Genomic DNA, 19,487 nt, shown 5'->3' on the forward strand with positions numbered 1-19,487 from the left:
GGACGGGTGGACGCGGAATCCCGGCAATGGTGGACGCCGGTCCCGGCGGGGTGGACGCCGATCCGGCGGTGGTGAAACGCCGGTCCCGGCGGTGGTGGTTGCGGCGCCCGGCCGTGGTGAAACGCCGGTCCCAGCGGTGGTGGACGCGGATCCCGGCGGTGGTGGACGCCGGTCTCGGCGGTCTCGGCGGTGCCGGCCGTGGCGTCGGGCGGTCGTGGACGTCGGGTCCGGTGGACGCGGATCCCGGCGGAGGCGGATGGATCCCGGCCCGGTGGACGTGGATCCCGGCCGGTCGGACGGGGCCCGGCGTCAGGGAGCCGTGCGGGTGGCCGCGTAGTGCCAGAAGTCCCGCAGCAGCGGGGTCGGGGTCGGGGCCTCCATGCCGCGCTGCGTCAGCAGCAGGGCCACCGAATCGGTGGCGGGGACGATGTGCGCGCTGGTGCCGGTGCCGCCGACCCAGCCGTACCGGCCCGGGATGTTCCAGGGCGCGAGGGGCGCGATGTCGACCGACGCGCCGTACCCCCAGCCCTGGCCCTCCAGGAACAGGGCGCCGACGGCGCGCTGAGGGTCGGTCAGCCGGTCGGTGGTCATCCGGCGCACCGACTCGGGCGACAGGACCCGGGTGCCCCGCGCGCTCGTCCCGCCGGCCAGCAGCATCCGGCCGAAGGCCAGCCAGTCGTCGGCGGTCGAGGCGAGACCCCCGCCGCCGGACGGGAACGCCGGCAGCCGGCTCCACCGCCCGTCGGGGCCGTCCGCCGGTTCCAGGTCGCCTGCCTCCCCGACCCGGTAGTAGCTGGTGAAGCGGTCGCGGGCCGCCGCCGGCACCATGAAGCCCGTGTCGCTCATGCCGAGCGGCCGGAGGATCCGCTCGGCCAGGAGCTCCGGCAGCGGTTGCCCGGTGACCCGGGCCGCAAGGACACCCTGGAGATCCGAACAGGTGCCGTAGAGCCAGGCCTCGCCCGGCTGGTGGAGCAGCGGGATCCGCGCCAGCGCGGCCGTCCACGCGTCCGGAGCGGGGAAGTTCCACGGGTCCCGTCCGTCCTTCTGGACCGTGAACAGCTTCTGGACCTGGGGCAGGCCGAAGTCCGACGGGAAGCCGTACCCGGCACGGGAGGAGAGCAGGTGGTCCACGGTGATCGGCCGGACGGCGGGCACCACGTCGTCCACAGGAGAGGCGGGCGAGCGGACGACCATCGGCTCCGCGAGTTCGGGCAGCCAGCGGGAGACCGGGTCGTCCAGCCCGATCCTGCCCTCGTCGACGAGCGTCATGACCGCCGCGGCGACGACCGGCTTCGTGATCGAGGCGATCCGGAAGATCGAGTCGCGCGTCATCGGGGCGGTCCCCTCGGTGTCGAGGGAACCGACGGCCACCGCCTCGACGTCGTCGCCGCGCGCGATCAGGCCCACGGCGCCGGGGGCCCAGCCGTCGTCGACGTACGTCCTCAGGAGCTCGTGCAGGTCGGTCATCGGTCCACCTTCGTCCGGGAGCGGTCGAAGGTGGGACCGCCACCGGGGGCGGAACTCATCGCGACGCGGCGTACGGGGTTGCACCGGTCCGGGCTGCCGCCGGCCGGGTCGGGACGCGCGGGGTACGTCAGTGCGCCGTTCCCAGGGGAGAGGTGCCCTGCGTCCCGGCGCCGAGGGTCTCCGCGACCGCGCGGGGCAGCCACCGCCGGGTATGGCCGAAGGCGAATCCGAGACCGGTGGCACGGGAGGTGTCCATCCCGTACGAGCGGGCGAACGAGAACGGCGAGACCTCTCCGGCCTCCACGCTCCGGAAGACGGTCCTGCCGCCGGGGATCCGCGCGGCCACCGCCCGGCACAGCTCCTCGGTGGTCAGGGGCCCGTGGGACGCCGCGTTCACGGGGCCGGTGAAGTCCCGCTCCGTCACCCACAGCAGGAAGTCGGCGATCTCCTCGACGTGGATGTACGTCGCCGGGCGGTTCACGGCCGGTACGGCGATCGGCTCGCCCGCCTCGATCCGACGGACGTAGTGGTCGAGCCGCCCCGTGAAGTCGTCGTCCCCGCCCAGCACATGGGCCACGCGCACGGAGACCCAGGGGAAACCGGGATCGGCGGCGAAGACCGCCTCGGCCTGCCGCTTCCCCTCGCCGTAGTGGGCGTCGAGGAACCCGGGGTCCTCCCAGGGCAGGGTGAGGTCCACGGTGACCGTCCGCGGGTCGACCGCCTCCTCGCGCACCGGCGACGCCGAGTCCTCGTGCTCGTACACCTCGACGGTGGAGGTCATGACGTACCGCCGGGTGCGGCCGGTGAAGACCCGTCGTGCGACGGCGGCCTGCCGGGGCGAGTAGCAGACCTGGTCGACGACCACGTCGAAGGTGCGCGACCCCAGCGCCGCCGCGAGCGCGTGCTCGTCGTCGCGGTCGGCGATCAGGTGCTCCGCACCGGCCGGCGGCGCGGACGAACCGCGATTGACGACCGTGACCCGGTCCCCGGCGTCCAGCAGCCGGGCGATCAGCCGCTTTCCGAAATAGCGGTTTCCCCCGATGACGCATACGTCGCGCACGACGCCCTCCCGAATTCCGATTTCCGCACGCGGCCCCTGCCGTCCGGTGCGGTCATAATTCTCCCGACGCGGACCGCGGCACTGAAGGGGGAGTCATGGGAGATCAGGCCGTCGCACCGAAGGAACCACGGCATCAGCGAGCCGGCGCCAACGAAACGTCGGCGGCCTTCGACGAGCTGGACCGCCGCATCCTGGAGCTGCTGCAGACCGACGGAAGGATCAAGCTCAGCGAACTGGGGCGCCGGGTCAGCCTGAGCCCCGCGGCGGTCGCCGAGCGCGTCCGCCGGCTGGAGTCCGCGGGTGCCGTCACCGGCTACGGCGCCCACGTCGCGCCCGCCCGCCTCGGCTACGGCGTCCAGGCCTTCGTCCGCGTGAACCCGCACGGCGGCTACACCCTCAAGCACCCGAGAACGCTGGAACTCCTCGACCGGCCCGAGGTCGTCGAGGTCCACCACGTCGTCGGCGAGGACTGCTGGATCCTCAAGGTGGCGGTGGAGGACACCCTGCACCTGGAGGAGGTCCTGGCGCAGACCTCGGCGCTCGGCCGCACCACGACGTCGATCGTCCTGTCGTCGCCGGTGGAACGCCGGCCGCTGCTCCCGCTGCGTCCGGGCCCGCGCTGAACCGCTTGCCTTGACGTCGGCGTCAAGCCGTACCGTCGGGGACATGCGAATCGGCGAGCTGGCGGCGCGGGCCGGGACGACCACGCGGACCCTGCGCTACTACGAGACACGGGGACTGCTGCCCGCGCGGCGGGGCGAGAACGGGCACCGGACGTACGACGAGGACGACCTCAAGCTGCTGCGGCAGATCAGGACCCTGCAGGACTTCGGGTTCGAGCTGGAGGAGACCCGGCCCTTCGTGGAGTGCCTGCGGGCCGGACACCCCGAGGGCGACTCCTGCCCCGCCTCGCTCGCCGTGTACCGCCGCAAGCTCGGCGAACTCGACGCGCTGATCGGCGAGCTGCAGGCCGTGCGTGCCCACGTCGGCGCCCAGCTGGCCAGGGCCGAGCGGGCGCGTGACGAGCTGGCGGCCGACGCGGAGGTTCCGGGGGGTCCGGAACCGGTGTGCGAACTGGGAGGACGGACGCTGTGATCAAAGCGGCAGGAGTGGCCGAAGTGACGGACGCGGACTTCGCGGCAGAGGTGATCGGGGCGGAGCTGCCGGTGCTGGTGGAGTTCACCGCCGACTGGTGCCCGCCGTGCCGGCAGATGGGGCCGGTGCTCAGCGCCCTGGCCGCCGAGGAAGGGGAACGGCTCAAGGTCGTCCAGCTCGACGTGGACACCAACCCGCAGACGGCCCTCGCCTACGGGGTGCTCTCGATGCCCACCTTCATGGTGTTCCGGGAAGGTGAGCCGGTGCGGTCGATGGTGGGCGCCCGGCCGAAACGGCGTCTGCTGGAGGAGCTGTCCGACGTGCTCTGACCGGGAGCCGCGCCGGACGGATCCCGGGCCGCCGGGGCACGAAAAAATCCCTCGAGCAATTGCGCTCGGGGGATTTCTCTGCGTATATTCAATGATTCGCGACTTCATGGGCAATGGTCGCGAACAAGTGCAGTGGGCAGAGTATATCCGGCCGGGAGCGGAATTGTCAAACACCGAATTTCCAGACGATGAATTGAAGCACGAGCAGGAATTCATCGACGCTTTGTACGCACGCGTGGACACACTGCGCGGTGTCACCGAGGCGTCCGTCGTCGACGCGCTCGGCCAGGGCAACACACCGATGCAGGCGAGGCTCGAACGGGACGTCCTGGTCGCCGAACGCTCCGGGCTGCTGGCCGCCCTGAACGCCGTGGACGGCTCGCTCTGCTTCGGCCGCATCGACCTCACCGGCGGCACCACCCACCACATCGGCCGCATCGGCATCCGCGCCGACGACGCCGCGCACACCCCGATCCTGATCGACTGGCGGGCCCCGGTCGCCCGGCCCTTCTACCTCGCCACCGGGCACACGCCGATGGACCTGCGCCGCCGCCGGCACATCACCACCGACGGCCGCCGGGTCACCCACCTGCACGACGAACTCCTCGATCTCGGCGACCGCGAGCGCACCGGCCACGAGGACCCGGCCGGCGACGCGGTCCTCCTCGCCGCGCTCAACTCGGCCCGCACCGGCCGGATGAGCGACATCGTGCAGACCATCCAGGCCGAGCAGGACCGCATCATCCGCGCCCCGCACCGCGGCATCATGGTCGTCGAGGGCGGTCCCGGCACCGGGAAGACGGCGGTGGCGCTGCACCGGGCCGCCTACCTCCTCTACGAACACCGCGAGCTGCTCGCCAAGCGGGCCGTCCTCATCGTCGGCCCCAACCCGGCCTTCCTCGGCTACATCGGCGAGGTGCTGCCCTCGCTCGGTGAGACGGGCGTGCTGCTCGCGACCGTCGGCGAGCTGTTCCCCGGCGTGAAGGCGACCGGCGCCGACACCCCCGAGGCGGCGGCCGTCAAGGGCCGCGCGGACATGGCCGACGTCCTCGCCGCCGTCGTACGCGACCGGCAGACCCTGCCCGACCCGGTCATCGCCATCGAGCACGACCGCGACATACTGATGCTCGACGAGGGCCTCGTGCAGGTGGCCCGCGAGCGCACCCGCGAGGCGAAGCTGCCGCACAACACGGCGCGCGAGCACTTCGAGGGACACATCCTCAACACGCTCACGGACATGCTCGCCGAGCGCATCGGCACCGACCCCTTCGACGGTTCGAACCTGCTCGACGCCAGTGACATCACCCAGATCCGCGACGAACTCGCCGAGAACCCCGAAGTGTGGTCCGCCATCGACCAGTTGTGGCCACGGCTGACCCCGCAGCGGCTGGTCGCGGACTTCCTGGCCGCCCCGGAGGCCTACCTCGGGGACGAGGACGCCGCGGCGATCCGGCGGCCGGTCACCCGGGCGTGGACCACCGCGGACGTCCCGCTCCTGGACGAGGCGGCGGAGCTCCTCGGCGAGGACGACCGGGTGGCGCGCGCCCGCGCCGAGCGGGAGCGCAACGCCCAGGTCGCCTACGCCCAGGGCGTGCTGGACGTCTCCTACGCCTCCCGGACCTACGAGTTCGAGGACAAGGACGAGGAGGACTCCGAGATCCTCTCCGCGCACGACATCATCGACGCGGAGCGGTTCGCCGAGCGGCACGAGGAGGACGACCACCGCAGCGCCGCCGAGCGGGCCGCCGCCGACCGCACCTGGGCCTTCGGGCACATCATCGTCGACGAGGCGCAGGAGCTGTCGCCGATGGCCTGGCGGCTGCTGATGCGGCGCAGCCCGACCCGCTCGATGACGCTCGTCGGCGACCCCGCGCAGACCTCGGAGGCGGGCGGGGTCGGCTCCTGGTCGGACATCCTCTCCCCGTACGTCGAGGACCGCTGGGAGCACACCCGGCTGGCCGTCAACTACCGCACCCCGTCGGAGATCATGGACCTCGCGGCGGCCGTCGTGCGGGCCGCCGACCCGGACTTCGAACCGCCCAGCTCGGTGCGGTCCACCGGGGTGCGGCCCTGGGTGCGGGCCACCGGGGACCTGCCGGGCGCCGTCGCCGAGGCGGTCGCCGAGCTCACCCCGGACGAGGGCCGGCTCGCGGTGATCGCGCCCCGGGACCTGCACCGGGCGCTGGCGGCGCGGCTCGACGGGGTGAGCGCCGGCGCCGAGCCGGATCTCACCCGTACCGTCGTGCTGCTCGATCCCCGGCAGGCCAAGGGGCTCGAGTTCGACTCCGTCCTGGTGGTCGAGCCGGCACGGTACGGGACGAGTGACCTGTACGTCGCCCTGACCCGCGCCACGCAGGCACTCGGCGTCCTGCACACGGGCGATCTGCCGGCCTCCCTGGCGACCGCCTGACGCCGGCACCCGCCCCGCCACGGGACGCCGCCCGCGCGCCCCGGCTGCTCACCACGCCGGTGCGGCCGACCCGACCTCGGCCGCACCGGCGTTCCGGTGTCACGCCGGGCGGAACCAGACCGTGGACAGGGGCGGCAGGGTCAGCCGGATGCCGGCCGGACGGCCGTGGGCACCCTGGGGCTCCGGCTTCACCGGGTCGGGATTCGTGACGTCGCTGCCGCCGTACCGGCCGAGGTCCGTGTTGAGGACCTCGTGCCAGGCGGGTACGTCGTCCGGCACCCCGATCCGGTAGTCGTGCCGCACGACCGGCGCGAAGTGGGACACGGCGAGCAGCGGCGAGCCGTCCGCGTCGTACCGGAGGAAGGCGAACACGTTGTCCTCGGCGGCGTCCCCGGCGATCCAGGCGAACCCGGAGGGATCGGTGTCACGCTGCCAGAGGGCGGGTTCGGCCCGGTAGACCGTGTTGAGGTCGCGCACGAGGTCGCGGACCCCGCGGTGGTCGGCCTCCGCGCCGTAGGCCGGATCGAGCAGCCACCAGTCGGGGCCGTGGGCCTCGGACCACTCGGCGCCCTGGGCGAACTCCTGCCCCATGAACAGCAGTTGCTTGCCGGGGTGGGCCCACATGAACCCGAGGTAGGCGCGGTTGGTGGCCCGCTGCTGCCACCAGTCGCCGGGCATCTTCGACACCAGCGACCGCTTGCCGTGGACCACCTCGTCGTGCGAGATGGGCAGCACGTAGTTCTCGCTGTACGCGTACACCATCGAGAAGGTCATCTCGTCGTGGTGGTACTTGCGGTGCACCGGCTCGTGCTGCACATAGCCGAGCGAGTCGTGCATCCAGCCCATGTTCCACTTCAGCCCGAAGCCCAGGCCGCCGAAGCCGCCGGGCCCGGTGTGGTGGGTGGCCCGGGTGACCCCGTCCCAGGCCGTCGACTCCTCCGCGATGGTGACCACGCCCGGGTTGCGCCGGTAGACGGTGGCGTTCATCTCCTGCAGGAACGCCACCGCGTCCAGGTTCTCCCGGCCGCCGTGCTCGTTCGGGGTCCACTGCCCGGGCTCCCGGGAGTAGTCGAGGTAGAGCATGGAGGCGACGGCGTCCACGCGCAGGCCGTCGATGTGGAACTCCTCGCACCAGTACACGGCGTTGGCGACCAGGAAGTTGCGGACCTCGCGGCGCCCGTAGTCGAACTCCAGCGTCCCCCAGTCGGGGTGGGCCGCCCGCAACGGGTCCTCGTGCTCGTACAGCGGGCGCCCGTCGAACTCGGCCAGAGCCCAGTCGTCGCGCGGGAAGTGCGCCGGCACCCAGTCCATGAGCACCCCGATCCCCGCCCGGTGCAGGGCGTCGACCAGGTACTTGAAGTCGTCGGGGGTGCCCAGCCGGGCGGTCGGGGCGTAGAAGCCGGTGACCTGGTAGCCCCAGGAACCGCCGAAGGGGTGCTCGGCCACCGGCATCAGCTCCACATGGGTGAAGCCGAGGTCCGCCACGTAGGCGGGGAGCTGCTCCGCGAGCTGACGATAAGTCAGCCCCGGTCGCCAGGAAGGGAGATGGATCTCGTACACCGAGAAGGGCGCCTCGTGCGCGGGCCGCTGCGCCCGCCGGGCCATCCACTCCGCGTCGCCCCACTCGTGGTGCGAGGCCTCGATGATCGAGGAGGTGCTGGGCGGCACCTCCGTGCGCCGGGCCATGGGGTCGGCCCGCAGGGTCTTCGAACCGTCGGCCCGGGTGATCTCGAACTTGTACAGCTCGCCCTCGCCGATGGCGGGCACGAACAGCTCCCACACCCCGGACGACCCGAGGGAGCGCATCGGACACGCGGTGGGATCCCAGTAGTTGAAGGTGCCGGCCACCCGCACACCGCGTGCGTTCGGCGCCCACACCGTGAACCGGGTGCCGGCCACTCCCTGGTGCACCATCGGCTCGGCGCCGAGCGCCTTCCAGAGCTGTTCGTGGCGGCCCTCGCCGAGCAGATGCAGGTCGAACTCGCCGATCGCGGGCAGGAAGCGGTACGCGTCCTCGGTCTCCAGCACCGTCTCCTCGTACGTCACCAGCAGCCGGTACTCCGGCGGGACCTCGCGCAGCGGCAGCAGCCCCGAGAAGAAGCCGTCACCGTCGTCCTGCAGCTCGGCCCGGAGTTCGCCGGAGACCACGGAGACCGAGCGGGCGTACGGGCGCAGCGCGCGGAAGGCGACACCGCCGGGCACGACGTGCGCCCCGAGGACACCGTGCGGATCGTGGTGCGTGCCGTTCAGCAGCCGCTCCCGGTCCTCGGGACCGACCCCGGCGAAGGCGGGGGGCTCCGGCGGGCCCGCGGGCGCGGGCACGGCAGCGGGCTCGGGTTCGGGGGCCCGGGGCGCGGTGATCGCGGGGGCCGCCGGCCCGGTTCGGGGCCCGGCGGCCGAGGCGCCGGCCCGCTTCTGGGCGGGCACCTTCTTGTCCGCGGCCTTCTTCGCGGCCGTCTTCCCGGCTGTGCTCTTCGGGCTCGTGCTCTTCGCCGCGGCGCTCCGCACGACCGCCGCCTTCTTCGCGGCGGCCTTCTGTCCCGCCGCCTCCGTGCTCTCGGGGGTCTTGCTCCCCGCAGCCTTCCTCGCCGCCGGAGTGCCCTGGGCGGCCTTCTCGACCGCCGTCCTCTCCTCGGCGGACCGTTTCGCGGCCGCCGCGGTCTTCCTGCCTGCCGCCTTCTTCGCGGCGGGCGTCTTCTTGCCGTCGGCCGCCTTGCCGGCGGCGGACTTCCGCGCGCTCGCGCCGGTCTTCTTCGGACTGTCCTCGGACGGGGGACGGGGGGTCACGGGCAGGGCCTCCTCGGCAGGGGTGAGGTGGGGCGGGCGGGGGCGCGGGTCACGGTGAGCCGTCGTCGGCGGCGAGCCGGCGCACCGCGGCCAGCGGCACGGGCAGCCAGTCGGGCCGGTGCCGGGCCTCGTACAGGACTTCGTAGACGGCCTTGTCCGTCTCGTAGGCGCGCAGCAGGACCGGTTCGGTGCGCGGGTCCCGCCCGGCGACCTCCGCGTAGCCGCTGCAGTACGCGGCGCGGCAGGCGTCGGCCCAGCCCGGTGCCCCGGAGCCGGCCGAATGGGCCGCGTAGTCGAAGGACCGCAGCATTCCGGCGATGTCCCGCACGGCGGGCTGCGGCATCCGGCGTTCCGCGAGCGGCCTGGACGGCTCGCCCTCGAAGTCGATCAGCGACCACTCACCGGACGCGGACCGCAGGCACTGCCCGAGGTGCAGGTCGCCGTGGATGCGCTGGGCGGTCCAGGTGTGGCCCTCGGCGGCCAGGTCGGAGAGCGCCCGGAAGGCGGAGCGCAGCCCGGGGACGTACGGGCGCAGTGACGGGACCGCCTGCGCGGCGGCGTCCAGGCGCTCCGTCATGCCGTCGACGATCAGCTCCAGCTGGGGAGGGCCGACGGTGAGGGTGGGGAGCGCGCGGGCGAGAGCCGTGTGCACCTCCGCCGTGGCGCGTCCGAGCGCCCGCGCCTCGGCACTGAAGTCCTCGCCCTTGGCCAGCTCGCGCAGCGCCAGCTCCCAGCCGTCCGCGGCGCCCTGCACGAAGGGCTGCATCACGCCCAGGACGTAGGTGTCGTCGGCCAGGTCCGCGAGCATCCACGCCGTGGGCGCGGGAACCCGGGGGCAGCCCTCGCGGGACAGGACCAGAGGCAGCTCCAGGTCGGGGTTGACCCCCGGCACCACCCGGCGCAGCAGCTTCAGGATGAACGTATCTCCGTACACGATCGAGGAGTTGGACTGCTCCGCGGTCACCACGCGTGGCACCAGGTCCTCCCGGATGTCCTGGCGCCGGTCGCGCTCGAACCGCAGGTCGCCGATGCGCGCCTGGGTCCGGAGCGCTTCGAGCAGTACGTCGGCGGAGCGTGGGTCGTAGAGGGCCTCGTACGCCGTCCGCCCGGCGAGCGGTCCCTGCTCGAGATGGCCGATCAGCGCGGGCGCCAGCCGCGGGGGCAGCGCCTCGCGCACGCCTATCAGCAGCTGGTAGCAGTCCCCGGGACGGGCCGGGGCTCCGGCTGCCGGAGTGAGCGGCTGGTGCGCGCGTACGAGAAGGTGGAACAGGCCCGTCTTGGCGGTGGGCGGCAGCAGCTCGGTGGCTGCCACCAGGGTGAAACCGGTTATCGGACGCCCCTTGCCCGCGAACCAACGCTGCCGCGGCAGCCATTCCCGCAGCAGTGGATCGAGGGACGCGAGCAGATCAGGGCGTGCGACCGGGGCCGTGACTGGATGGGTTGCGGCTTCCGACATGGCGTCGCGTCCTTTCCCCGGGAGGTCGGGGTGTTACTGATGCGTGCCCCGGTCGGGCCGGTGGAAACCGGCCCGACCGGGTTCTGCGCGGCTTCTACGCGGCGTCCGTGCGGAGCCGGAACCAGTAGAAGCCGTGACCGGCGAGCGTCAGCAAGTACGGCAGTTCGCCGATGGCCGGAAAACGCACCCCGCCGATCAGCTCGACCGGATGCCGCCCGCTGAACGCGCTCAGGTCCAGCTCCGTCGGCTGCGCGAAGCGGGAGAAGTTGTGCACGCACAGGACGAGGTCGTCCTTGTACTCGCGCAGGAACGCGATGACCGCCGGGTTGGTGGAGGGCAGTTCGGTGTAGGAGCCGAGTCCGAAGGCCTTGTTCTGCTTGCGGATCTCGATCATCCGCCGCGTCCAGTGGAGCAGGCTGGAGGGGCTGCTCATCGAGGCTTCGACGTTGGTGACCTGGTAGCCGTAGACCGGGTCCATGATCGTCGGGAGGAACAGCCGGCCGGGGTCGCTGGAGGAGAATCCGGCGTTGCGGTCGGGGGTCCACTGCATGGGGGTGCGGACGGCGTCGCGGTCGCCGAGCCAGATGTTGTCGCCCATGCCGATCTCGTCGCCGTAGTAGAGGATCGGCGAGCCGGGCAGCGACAGCAGCAGGGCGGTGAAGAGTTCGATCTGGTTGCGGTCGTTGTCCAGCAGGGGGGCGAGCCGGCGGCGGATGCCGATGTTGGCGCGCATACGCGGGTCCTTGGCGTACTCCGCGTACATGTAGTCGCGTTCCTCGTCGGTGACCATCTCCAGGGTCAGCTCGTCGTGGTTGCGCAGGAAGATGCCCCACTGGCAGCCGGACGGAATGGCCGGCGTCTTGGCGAGGATTTCGGAGACGGGGTAGCGCGACTCGCGGCGCACGGCCATGAAGATGCGCGGCATGACCGGGAAGTGGAAGGCCATGTGGCACTCGTCGCCGCCGGCGGCGTAGTCGCCGAAGTAGTCGACGACGTCCTCGGGCCACTGGTTGGCCTCCGCCAGCAGCACGGTGTCCGGGTACTGGGTGTCGATCTCCTTGCGGACCCGCTTGAGGAACTCGTGCGTTGCCGGAAGGTTTTCGCAGTTGGTTCCCTCGACCTGGTACAGGTACGGCACCGCGTCCAGCCGGAACCCGTCGATGCCCAGGTCCAGCCAGAACCGCAGCGCGGAGATCATCTCCTCCTGCACGGCCGGGTTCTCGTAGTTGAGGTCGGGCTGGTGGGAGAAGAAGCGGTGCCAGAAGTACTGCTTGCGGACCGGGTCGAAGGTCCAGTTGGAGGCCTCGGTGTCGACGAAGATGATCCGGGCGTCCTGGTACTGCTTGTCGTCGTCGGCCCAGACGTAGTAGTCGCCGTAGGGGCCGTCGGGGTTGTTGCGGGACTCCTGGAACCACGGGTGCTGGTCGCTGGTGTGGTTCATGACGAAGTCGATGATGACGCGCATGCCGCGCTGGTGGGCGGCGTCGACGAACTCGACGAAGTCGGCGAGGTCGCCGAACTCGGGCAGCACGGCGGTGTAGTCGGAGACGTCGTAACCGCCGTCGCGCAGCGGTGACTTGAAGAACGGGGGCAGCCACAGGCAGTCGACGCCGAGCCATTGCAGGTAGTCGAGTTTGGCTGTCAGGCCCTTGAGGTCACCGACGCCGTCGCCGTTGCTGTCCTGGAAGGAGCGGACCAGGACCTCGTAGAACACGGCTCGTTTGAACCATTCGGGGTCGCGGTCCTTGGCGGGGGTGTCCTCGAAGGTGTCCGGGACGGGCTCGTTGACGATCATATGGCGGGTGACCCTCCGATCTGCGGTGAGGACGGTCGCAGGACGGTGAGAACGTGCGCCGGCCTGTGACCCGGCTCCAGACGCACATAGTTGGCCCTGCCCCAGTGATAGGTCTCACCGGTGAGCTCGTCGCGCACCGGCACGGACTCGTGCCAGTCCAGGCCGAGTTGCGGCATGTCCAACGAGACCGTGGCCTCCTGGGTGTGGTGCGGGTCGAGGTTGACCACCACCAGAACCGTGTTCGAACCGCTGCGCTTCGAGTAGGCGATCACGGCGTCCTTGTCCGTGGAGTGGAAGTGCAGGTCCCGCAGCTGCCGAAGCGCCGGGCTGCGGCGCCGTATCGCGTTGAGCGCGCCCAGCAGGGGCGCGATGCTCCGGCCCTCGCGCTCGGCCGCCGCCCAGTCGCGCGGTCGCAGCTCGTACTTCTCGGAGTGCAGGTACTCCTCGCTGCCCGCGCGGACGGGCACGTTCTCGCACAGCTCGAACCCGCTGTAGACGCCCCACGTCGGGGAGAGCGTCGCGGCGAGCACCGTCCGCAGCTCGAACGCCGGGCGCCCGCCCCGCTGGAGGAACTCGTGCAGGATGTCCGGGGTGTTCACGAAGAAGTTCGGCCGCATGCAGGCGGCGGCCTCGCCGGACAGCTCGGTGAGGTAGTCGGTCAGCTCCTCCTTGGTGTTGCGCCAGGTGAAGTAGGTGTACGACTGCTGGAAGCCGACCGCCCCGAGCGTGCGCATCATCGCGGGCCGGGTGAAGGCCTCGGCCAGGAAGATCACGTCCGGGTCGGTGCGGTTGATGTCCGCGATGACCTGCTCCCAGAACACCACCGGCTTCGTGTGCGGATTGTCCACGCGGAAGATCCGCACGCCGTGTGCCATCCAGTACCGCAGGATCCGCAGCGTCTCGGCCACCAGCCCGGGCATGTCCCGGTCGAAGGCGATCGGGTAGATGTCCTGGTACTTCTTCGGCGGGTTCTCCGCGTACGCGATCGTGCCGTCCGGACGGTGGTGGAACCACTCGGGGTGCTTCTCCACCCAGGGGTGGTCCGGAGAGCACTGCAGCGCGAAGTCCAGCGCCACCTCCAGCCCTTCCTCCGCCGCCCGCCGGACGAAGGCGTCGAAGTCCTCGATGGTGCCCAGGTCCGGGTGGACCGCGTCGTGGCCGCCCTCGGGCGAGCCGATCGCCCAGGGGACCCCGACGTCCCGCGGACCCGCCGACAGGGTGTTGTCGGGACCCTTGCGGAACGTGCTGCCGATGGGGTGGATCGGCGGCAGGTAGACGACGTCGAAGCCCATCTCCGCGATCGCGGGCAGCCGTTCGGCGGCCGTGCGAAAGGTCCCGCTGACCGGCGGCCTGCCCTCCTCCACCACGGCGCCCTCGGAGCGCGGGAAGAACTCGTACCAGGCGCCGTACAGCGCCCGTTCGCGTTCCACGAGGAGGGGCAGCGGTGCGGAGGACGTGACCAGTTCACGTAGCGGGTGACGGGTGAGGACCCGGTCCACCTCGGGGGTGAGGGCGGCGGCGAGCCGGGCCGCGGCGGGCCGCCTGCCGTCGCGCAGCGCGTCCACGGCGGCGAGGACGACCTCCTGTCCGTCGCCGCTCTTCGGTACGCCGGCGGCCGCCCGTTCGTACAGGCGCGCCCCTTCCTCCAGGACCAGTTCGGTGTCCATCCCCGCGGGAATCTTGATTCCCGCGTGATGGCGCCAGGTCGCCACCGGATCGCTCCACGCCTCCACCGTGAAGGTCCAGCGGCCCTCGGCCGGTACGGCCACGGTGGCACCCCAGCGGTCGGTGCCGGGGGCCAGTTCGCGCATCGGGGTCCAGGGCCCCTCGCGGCCCTCCGCGTCTCTGAGGACGACATTGGCCGCGACCGCGTCATGGCCCTCGCGGAAGACCGTGGCCGATATCTCGAACGACTCGCGTACCACCGCCTTCGCGGGGCGCCGTCCTTCCAGGACACGGGGCCGGACGTCCAGAACGGGGATGCGCCCCACACCTGCCGTACGGTCCGCGGAGGGTTTCTCCGCCGTGGGGGGACCGGAATCGACCCTGCTCACGGAGGGTGTGGCGGTGCTGGGCGTCGGGGGTGGCGACGTGTGGTGCTTGGCGGGCATGACCGCTCCTGTCCGCGTCAACGTGGGTGGGCGGAAGAGGTGTGGGGAGGTGGGTCCTGCGGGGCGTACCGGAGGAGCCTTCCCACCCTATTCGGGTGAGCAATCCGGCGCTTTGTTAACTACTCACGCGTATGTCTGCACACAAGACCGGCCTCGTCCCGCAGGAGGACGAAGCCGGGCGGACCCCGGCGTGTCGCCCGGGGTGTGCGATCACGCGTCCCTCTACGGGTGGCCGCTCAGGAGCAGTTCATTCGGGGAGCCCGGTCCCGCGTCGGTGACTTTGCCGGCGCTCGCCCGACGTACGAGGGCCCGGCCGACCCGGGCCGGCGCGGCCCTGGGGTGCCCGGCCAGATAGAGGACGGCGACCCCTGTGACGTGCGGAGTCGCCATCGACGTGCCGGAGAGCGTTGCGCTGCCGGTGTCGCTCCTGTGCGACGCCGAGGTGATCGCCACGCCGGGCGCGAACAGGTCCAGGCGGGAACCGAAGTTGGAGAAATCCGCGCGGGTGTCGGTCCGCCCGGTCGCGCCGACGGTGATCGCCTGCCCGACGCGGGCGGGGGAGAACAGACTGGCCGAAAGTCCGCCGTTGCCCGCGGCGACGACGTAGGTGACGCCCGAGGCGATGGAATTGCGTACGGCCGCGTCCAGTTGGGCGTTGGCGGGACCGCCCAGACTCAGGTTGGCGACGGCGGGTCTGCGGGCGTGCCGGGTCACCCAGTCGATGCCCGCGATGACGTGCGCTGTGGTGCCGGCCCCGTCGTCGTCCAGCACGCGGACGGCCACGACGGCGGACTTCTTGGCGACGCCGTACGTCGTCCCCGCGATGGTCCCGGCGACGTGCGTGCCGTGTCCGTTGCCGTCCCCGGCGGTCCGGTCGCCGTCGACGAAGTCCCAGCCGTAGCGCGCCCGCCCGCCGAAGTCCCGGTGCGTGATGCGGACACCGGTGTCGATGACGTAGGTGGTGACCCCGGCGCCCCCCGCGTCGGGCGAGGAGTAGCCGTGGTCCAGCGGCAGGCTCGGCCGGTCGATCCGGTCCAGACCCCAGGACGGCGGGTGCCCCTGGTGGTGGCCGAGCGCGATGGAGGTGTCCTGGACGACCGACGCGACCCGGTCGTCCGCCGCGAGCCGCCGGGCCCCGGCCGGGTCGGTCCGCACCGCGTACCCGTTGAGAGCGGTGCGGTACGTCTGGCTGATTCTCGCGCCGTACTGCTCGGCGACGCTCCGTCCCGCCGCCGACGCGGCGTCGGTGCCCGCCGCGAGCGTGACGAGGTAGCTCCCGCCGACCGCGCCGGGGCCCCCGGCACCCGCCGTCCGGCCCTCGGGGGCGGCCTGCGCGGGCGGCGCGGTGGCCGAGAGCACCGCGGCCGTGAGGGCCGCGGTGAGGCCCCCCGCCCAGCGCAGGCGTCTGGTGCGCGTCTGTGGCATGTCCGGCTTCCCCTCCCTGACGCGACGCACGGGGACCGCTGTTCACCCCGTCGGGACCGGGCCCGGGCCGGCGCGTCTCAGAGCAGCCTCTCGTGGGGCTCGAAGCGCCACAAGAGCGCACAGGCGGGCGGAACCGGCCACACGGCGCATGACGGCTCCCCGCGGAGGTTGCGGCGAATTTCCGCCGAAGTCGGCCGGTGGGCGCGGGTGCCCGCCGCGTGTCGCACCGTGCGCCGTAGTTGCGGGGGCGTCCGCGCCGCTACCGTCGTGGGTGACGAAGGGCGCACAGCGACGTGCGTCCCTTGCCGCGTACGTCCTCCGTGAAGGTGGAATTCGTGAAGGCAATCCGCAGGTTCACCGTCCGACCCGTTCTCCCCGAAGCCCTTCACCCGCTCGTCGACCTGGCGCGGAACCTGCGCTGGTCATGGCATGCGGAGACCCGTGATCTCTTCCAGTCCGTGGACCCCGAGCACTGGGCCGCGTCGGACGGCGACCCCATAAGGCTGCTGGGGAACGTGCCGGCCGCGCGCCTCGCCGAACTCGCCGAGGACCCCCGATTCCTGAGCCGACTGGCCGCCGCCTCCGACGACCTGCGCGACTATGTGAGCGGCGACCGCTGGTATCAGGCCCAGTCCGCCGAACTCCCGGCCGCCGTCGCCTACTTCTCGCCCGAGTTCGGCATCACCGCCGCCCTGCCCCAGTACTCCGGCGGCCTCGGCATTCTCGCCGGCGACCACCTCAAGGCCGCCAGCGATCTGGGCGTACCGCTCATCGGGGTCGGGCTGCTGTACCGGCACGGCTACTTCCGCCAGTCCCTCTCCCGGGACGGCTGGCAGCAGGAGCACTACCCGGTGCTGGACCCGAACGAACTGCCGCTGGTGCTGCTCCGCGAGACCGACGGCACCCCCGCCCAGGTGGCGCTCGCCCTCCCCGGCGGAAGCCTGCTGCGGGCCCGCATCTGGCTGGCCCAGGTCGGCCGGGTCCCGCTCCTGATGCTCGACTCGGACGTCGAGGAGAACGACCTCGGCGAACGGGGCGTGACCGACCGGCTCTACGGCGGCGGCAGCGAGCACCGCCTGCTGCAGGAGATGCTGCTGGGCATAGGAGGGGTGCGCGCGGTCCGGACGTACTGCCGGCTCACCGGCCACGCCCGGCCCGAGGTCTTCCACACGAACGAGGGGCACGCCGGCTTCCTCGGCCTGGAGCGCATCGCCGAACTGTGCGACGCCGGACTCGACTTCGACTCCGGCCTCGAAGCCGTCCGCGCGGGCACGGTGTTCACCACCCACACCCCGGTCCCCGCGGGCATCGACCGCTTCGACCGGGAACTGGTGGCCCGCCACTTCGGCCCCGACGCCGAGCTGCCCCGGATCGACGTCGAGCGGATCCTGCGCCTGGGCATGGAGACCTATCCCGGCGGTGAGCCCAACCTCTTCAACATGGCCGTGATGGGGCTGCGGCTCGGTCAGCGGGCCAACGGCGTGTCCCTGCTGCACGGTCAGGTCAGCCGCGAGATGTTCTCGGGCCTGTGGCCGGGCTTCGACCCGGAGGAGGTCCCGATCACCTCCGTGACCAACGGGGTGCACGCACCGACCTGGGTGGCCCCCGAGGTCTTGCGGCTGGGCGCCCGGCAGATCGGCGCGCAGCGCGCCGAGGACGCGCTCACCGTCGGCGGCTCGGACCGCTGGGACGCGGTGGCCGACATCGCCGACCAGGAGATCTGGGACCTGCGCCGGGTCCTGCGCGAGCAACTGGTGCTGGAGGTGCGCGAGCGCCTGTACGCCTCCTGGCGCCAGCGCGGGGCGGGCACGGCCGAACTCGGCTGGATCGACGGCGTGCTGGACCCGGACGTCCTGACGATCGGCTTCGCCCGCCGCGTCCCCTCGTACAAGCGCCTGACGCTGATGCTGCGGGACCGGGACCGGCTCATGGACCTGCTGCTGCATCCCGAGCACCCGGTCCAGATCGTCGTCGCGGGCAAGGCCCACCCCGCGGACGACGGCGGCAAACGGCTGATCCAGGAGCTGGTGCGCTTCGCCGACGACCCGCGGGTGCGCCACCGCATCGTCTTCCTGCCGGACTACGGCATGGCGATGGCGCAGAAGCTCTACCCGGGCTGCGACATCTGGCTGAACAACCCGCTCCGCCCGTTGGAGGCCTGCGGCACCAGCGGCATGAAGGCGGCGCTGAACGGCTGCCTCAACCTGTCGGTCCTGGACGGCTGGTGGGACGAGTGGTTCCAGCCCGACTTCGGCTGGGCGATCCCCACGGCGGACGGCACCGCGACGGACGACGACCGCCGCGACGAACTGGAGGCCTCGGCGCTCTACGACCTCCTCGAACGGCGGGTCGCTCCCCGCTTCTACGAGCGGGGCGAGCAGGGACTGCCGGACCGGTGGATCGAGATGGTCCGCCGGACGCTGACCCACCTGGGCCCCAAGGTGCTGGCGGGCCGCATGGTCCGCGAGTACGTGGAGCGCCTGTACGCCCCGGCGGCCCGCGCCCACCGGGCCGTCACCCCGGACTCCGCCCGGGAACTGGCCGAGTGGAAGTCCCGCGTGCGGGCGGCCTGGCCGCGGGTCGCGGTCGACCACGTGGAGGCCTCGGCGGCGACGGCCACCGCCGAACTCGGCACGACGCTGAACCTCCGGGTCCGGGTGGACCTGGCCGACCTCGCGCCCGACGACGTCGAGGTCCAGGCGGTCGCCGGGCGGGTGGACGCGGAGGACCGCATCGCGGACGCCGCGACGGTCCCCCTCAAACCGGCGGGCGGCCCGGACGTGGAGGGCCGCTGGGTGTACGAGGGTCCGCTGTCCCTGGACCGCACGGGACCCTTCGGCTACACGGTCCGCATCCTGCCGGCGCACCGGCTGCTGGCGTCCGGCGCGGAGCTGGGTCTGGTGGCCGTGCCGTCCGAGGAGACCGGCGAGGGGGCCGGCGTCCTGATGCGGTGACCGGTGTCCGGCCCCGCCCGCCGCGGGCGGGGCCGGACACCGCTACTCCTCCAGCCCCGCGCAGAGCCGGCGCAGGACGACCCCGCACCGCTGGGCGTAGGCGTGCTGGAAGCCGCGCGTCGCCGGGCCGCCCGCCCGGGTGTACCACTTGGCCGGCCGGCTGAAGGCGGTCACCGTCAGCCAGACGGTGCCGTCGCCGGTGCGGTCCACGACGAAGGCCTCCTCGCCGCACTCCGGGTGACCGTCCAGGGTGCCGTAGGCCAGTCCGGCGCGGCGGGGCTCCCCGAGCGTCCAGACGACACGGCAGGGCGCCTTGATCGGGCCGAGACCGACGGTGACGTCGACGCCGGGCGCCGCCGTCTCCGCGTCGGCGGACACGGCGACGCCGACCGCGCGGTGCAGTTCCCAGGTCAGCAGCGCCTGGGACGCCCTGCGGAAGACGTCCTCGCCCTCGCCGATACGGCTTCGGACATGCAGTCGGTGGAAGCCCGGGGGGCAACGGTCCTCGCGGGTCGCGCCCACGTCCTCGTAGGTGAAGGGCATGGGGGACAGCGTAGGGCGGCCCCCGGAGAAACCTTCTCTCCGGGGGCCGCCCGGC

13 protein-coding genes are annotated in these 19,487 nt (G+C 72.3%); 5 read left to right on the forward strand and 8 right to left on the reverse strand.

Annotation, left to right across the window (positions count from 1 at the left end):
• Positions 1-309: 309 nt before the first annotated feature.
• The gene (locus tag ACZ4NT_RS10810; RefSeq protein WP_467724736.1) at positions 310-1,467 is read right to left on the reverse strand and encodes a serine hydrolase domain-containing protein; all 1,158 of its coding nucleotides are present in this window, start codon (positions 1,465-1,467) and stop codon (positions 310-312) included.
• Between the two features lie 127 nt (positions 1,468-1,594).
• Positions 1,595-2,527, reverse strand: a complete 933-nt coding sequence (locus tag ACZ4NT_RS10815; RefSeq protein WP_121406059.1) for an NAD-dependent epimerase/dehydratase family protein — start codon at positions 2,525-2,527, stop codon at positions 1,595-1,597.
• Positions 2,528-2,622: 95 nt separating this feature from the next.
• Between ACZ4NT_RS10815 and ACZ4NT_RS10820 the strand changes: the two genes are divergently transcribed.
• From ACZ4NT_RS10820 to ACZ4NT_RS10835, 4 genes are all read left to right on the forward strand, one after another.
• Positions 2,623-3,150, forward strand: coding sequence for an Lrp/AsnC family transcriptional regulator (locus ACZ4NT_RS10820; protein WP_121406060.1), 528 nt, complete (start codon positions 2,623-2,625; stop codon positions 3,148-3,150).
• A gap of 43 nt (positions 3,151-3,193) precedes the next feature.
• Positions 3,194-3,622 carry a MerR family transcriptional regulator gene (locus ACZ4NT_RS10825; RefSeq protein WP_121406061.1) on the forward strand — a complete coding sequence of 143 codons (429 nt, stop codon included), beginning with the start codon at positions 3,194-3,196 and terminating at the stop codon, positions 3,620-3,622.
• Positions 3,619-3,951 carry a thioredoxin domain-containing protein gene (locus ACZ4NT_RS10830; protein ID WP_121406062.1) on the forward strand — a complete coding sequence of 111 codons (333 nt, stop codon included), beginning with the start codon at positions 3,619-3,621 and terminating at the stop codon, positions 3,949-3,951. Before ACZ4NT_RS10825 ends, ACZ4NT_RS10830 begins: the two co-directional genes overlap by 4 nt.
• 106 nt (positions 3,952-4,057) lie before the next feature.
• Complete coding sequence (locus ACZ4NT_RS10835; RefSeq protein WP_467724842.1) at positions 4,058-6,361, forward strand: HelD family protein; 2,304 nt, start codon at positions 4,058-4,060, stop codon at positions 6,359-6,361.
• A 99-nt stretch (positions 6,362-6,460) separates the two neighbouring features.
• On the opposite strand, the gene glgB is transcribed toward ACZ4NT_RS10835, so the two are convergent.
• The 5 genes from glgB to ACZ4NT_RS10860 all read right to left on the reverse strand — a co-directional run bounded on the left by glgB (position 6,461) and on the right by ACZ4NT_RS10860 (position 15,935).
• Complete coding sequence (gene glgB / locus ACZ4NT_RS10840) at positions 6,461-9,154, reverse strand: 1,4-alpha-glucan branching enzyme (RefSeq protein ID WP_467724843.1); 2,694 nt, start codon at positions 9,152-9,154, stop codon at positions 6,461-6,463.
• Between the two features lie 43 nt (positions 9,155-9,197).
• A complete protein-coding gene (locus ACZ4NT_RS10845) occupies positions 9,198-10,604 on the reverse strand; it encodes a maltokinase N-terminal cap-like domain-containing protein (RefSeq protein ID WP_121406064.1) in 1,407 nt (468 codons plus the stop codon).
• Between the two features lie 94 nt (positions 10,605-10,698).
• Complete coding sequence (treS, locus tag ACZ4NT_RS10850) at positions 10,699-12,399, reverse strand: maltose alpha-D-glucosyltransferase (protein WP_121406065.1); 1,701 nt, start codon at positions 12,397-12,399, stop codon at positions 10,699-10,701.
• A complete protein-coding gene (locus tag ACZ4NT_RS10855) occupies positions 12,396-14,510 on the reverse strand; it encodes an alpha-1,4-glucan--maltose-1-phosphate maltosyltransferase (RefSeq protein WP_467724741.1) in 2,115 nt (704 codons plus the stop codon). Before ACZ4NT_RS10855 ends, treS begins: the two co-directional genes overlap by 4 nt.
• 222 nt (positions 14,511-14,732) lie before the next feature.
• Positions 14,733-15,935 carry a S8 family peptidase gene (locus tag ACZ4NT_RS10860; protein WP_467724743.1) on the reverse strand — a complete coding sequence of 401 codons (1,203 nt, stop codon included), beginning with the start codon at positions 15,933-15,935 and terminating at the stop codon, positions 14,733-14,735.
• A gap of 335 nt (positions 15,936-16,270) precedes the next feature.
• On the opposite strand from ACZ4NT_RS10860, the gene ACZ4NT_RS10865 reads away from it, so the two are divergent.
• Complete coding sequence (locus ACZ4NT_RS10865; RefSeq protein WP_121406450.1) at positions 16,271-18,889, forward strand: glycosyltransferase family 1 protein; 2,619 nt, start codon at positions 16,271-16,273, stop codon at positions 18,887-18,889.
• 42 nt (positions 18,890-18,931) lie between these two features.
• Here ACZ4NT_RS10865 and ACZ4NT_RS10870 read toward each other — a convergent pair whose 3' ends face one another.
• The gene (locus ACZ4NT_RS10870) at positions 18,932-19,432 is read right to left on the reverse strand and encodes a DUF1990 domain-containing protein (RefSeq protein ID WP_121406068.1); all 501 of its coding nucleotides are present in this window, start codon (positions 19,430-19,432) and stop codon (positions 18,932-18,934) included.
• Between the last annotated feature and the right edge of the window lie 55 nt (positions 19,433-19,487).

Source organism: Streptomyces sp. NPDC026417, assembly GCF_055567695.1.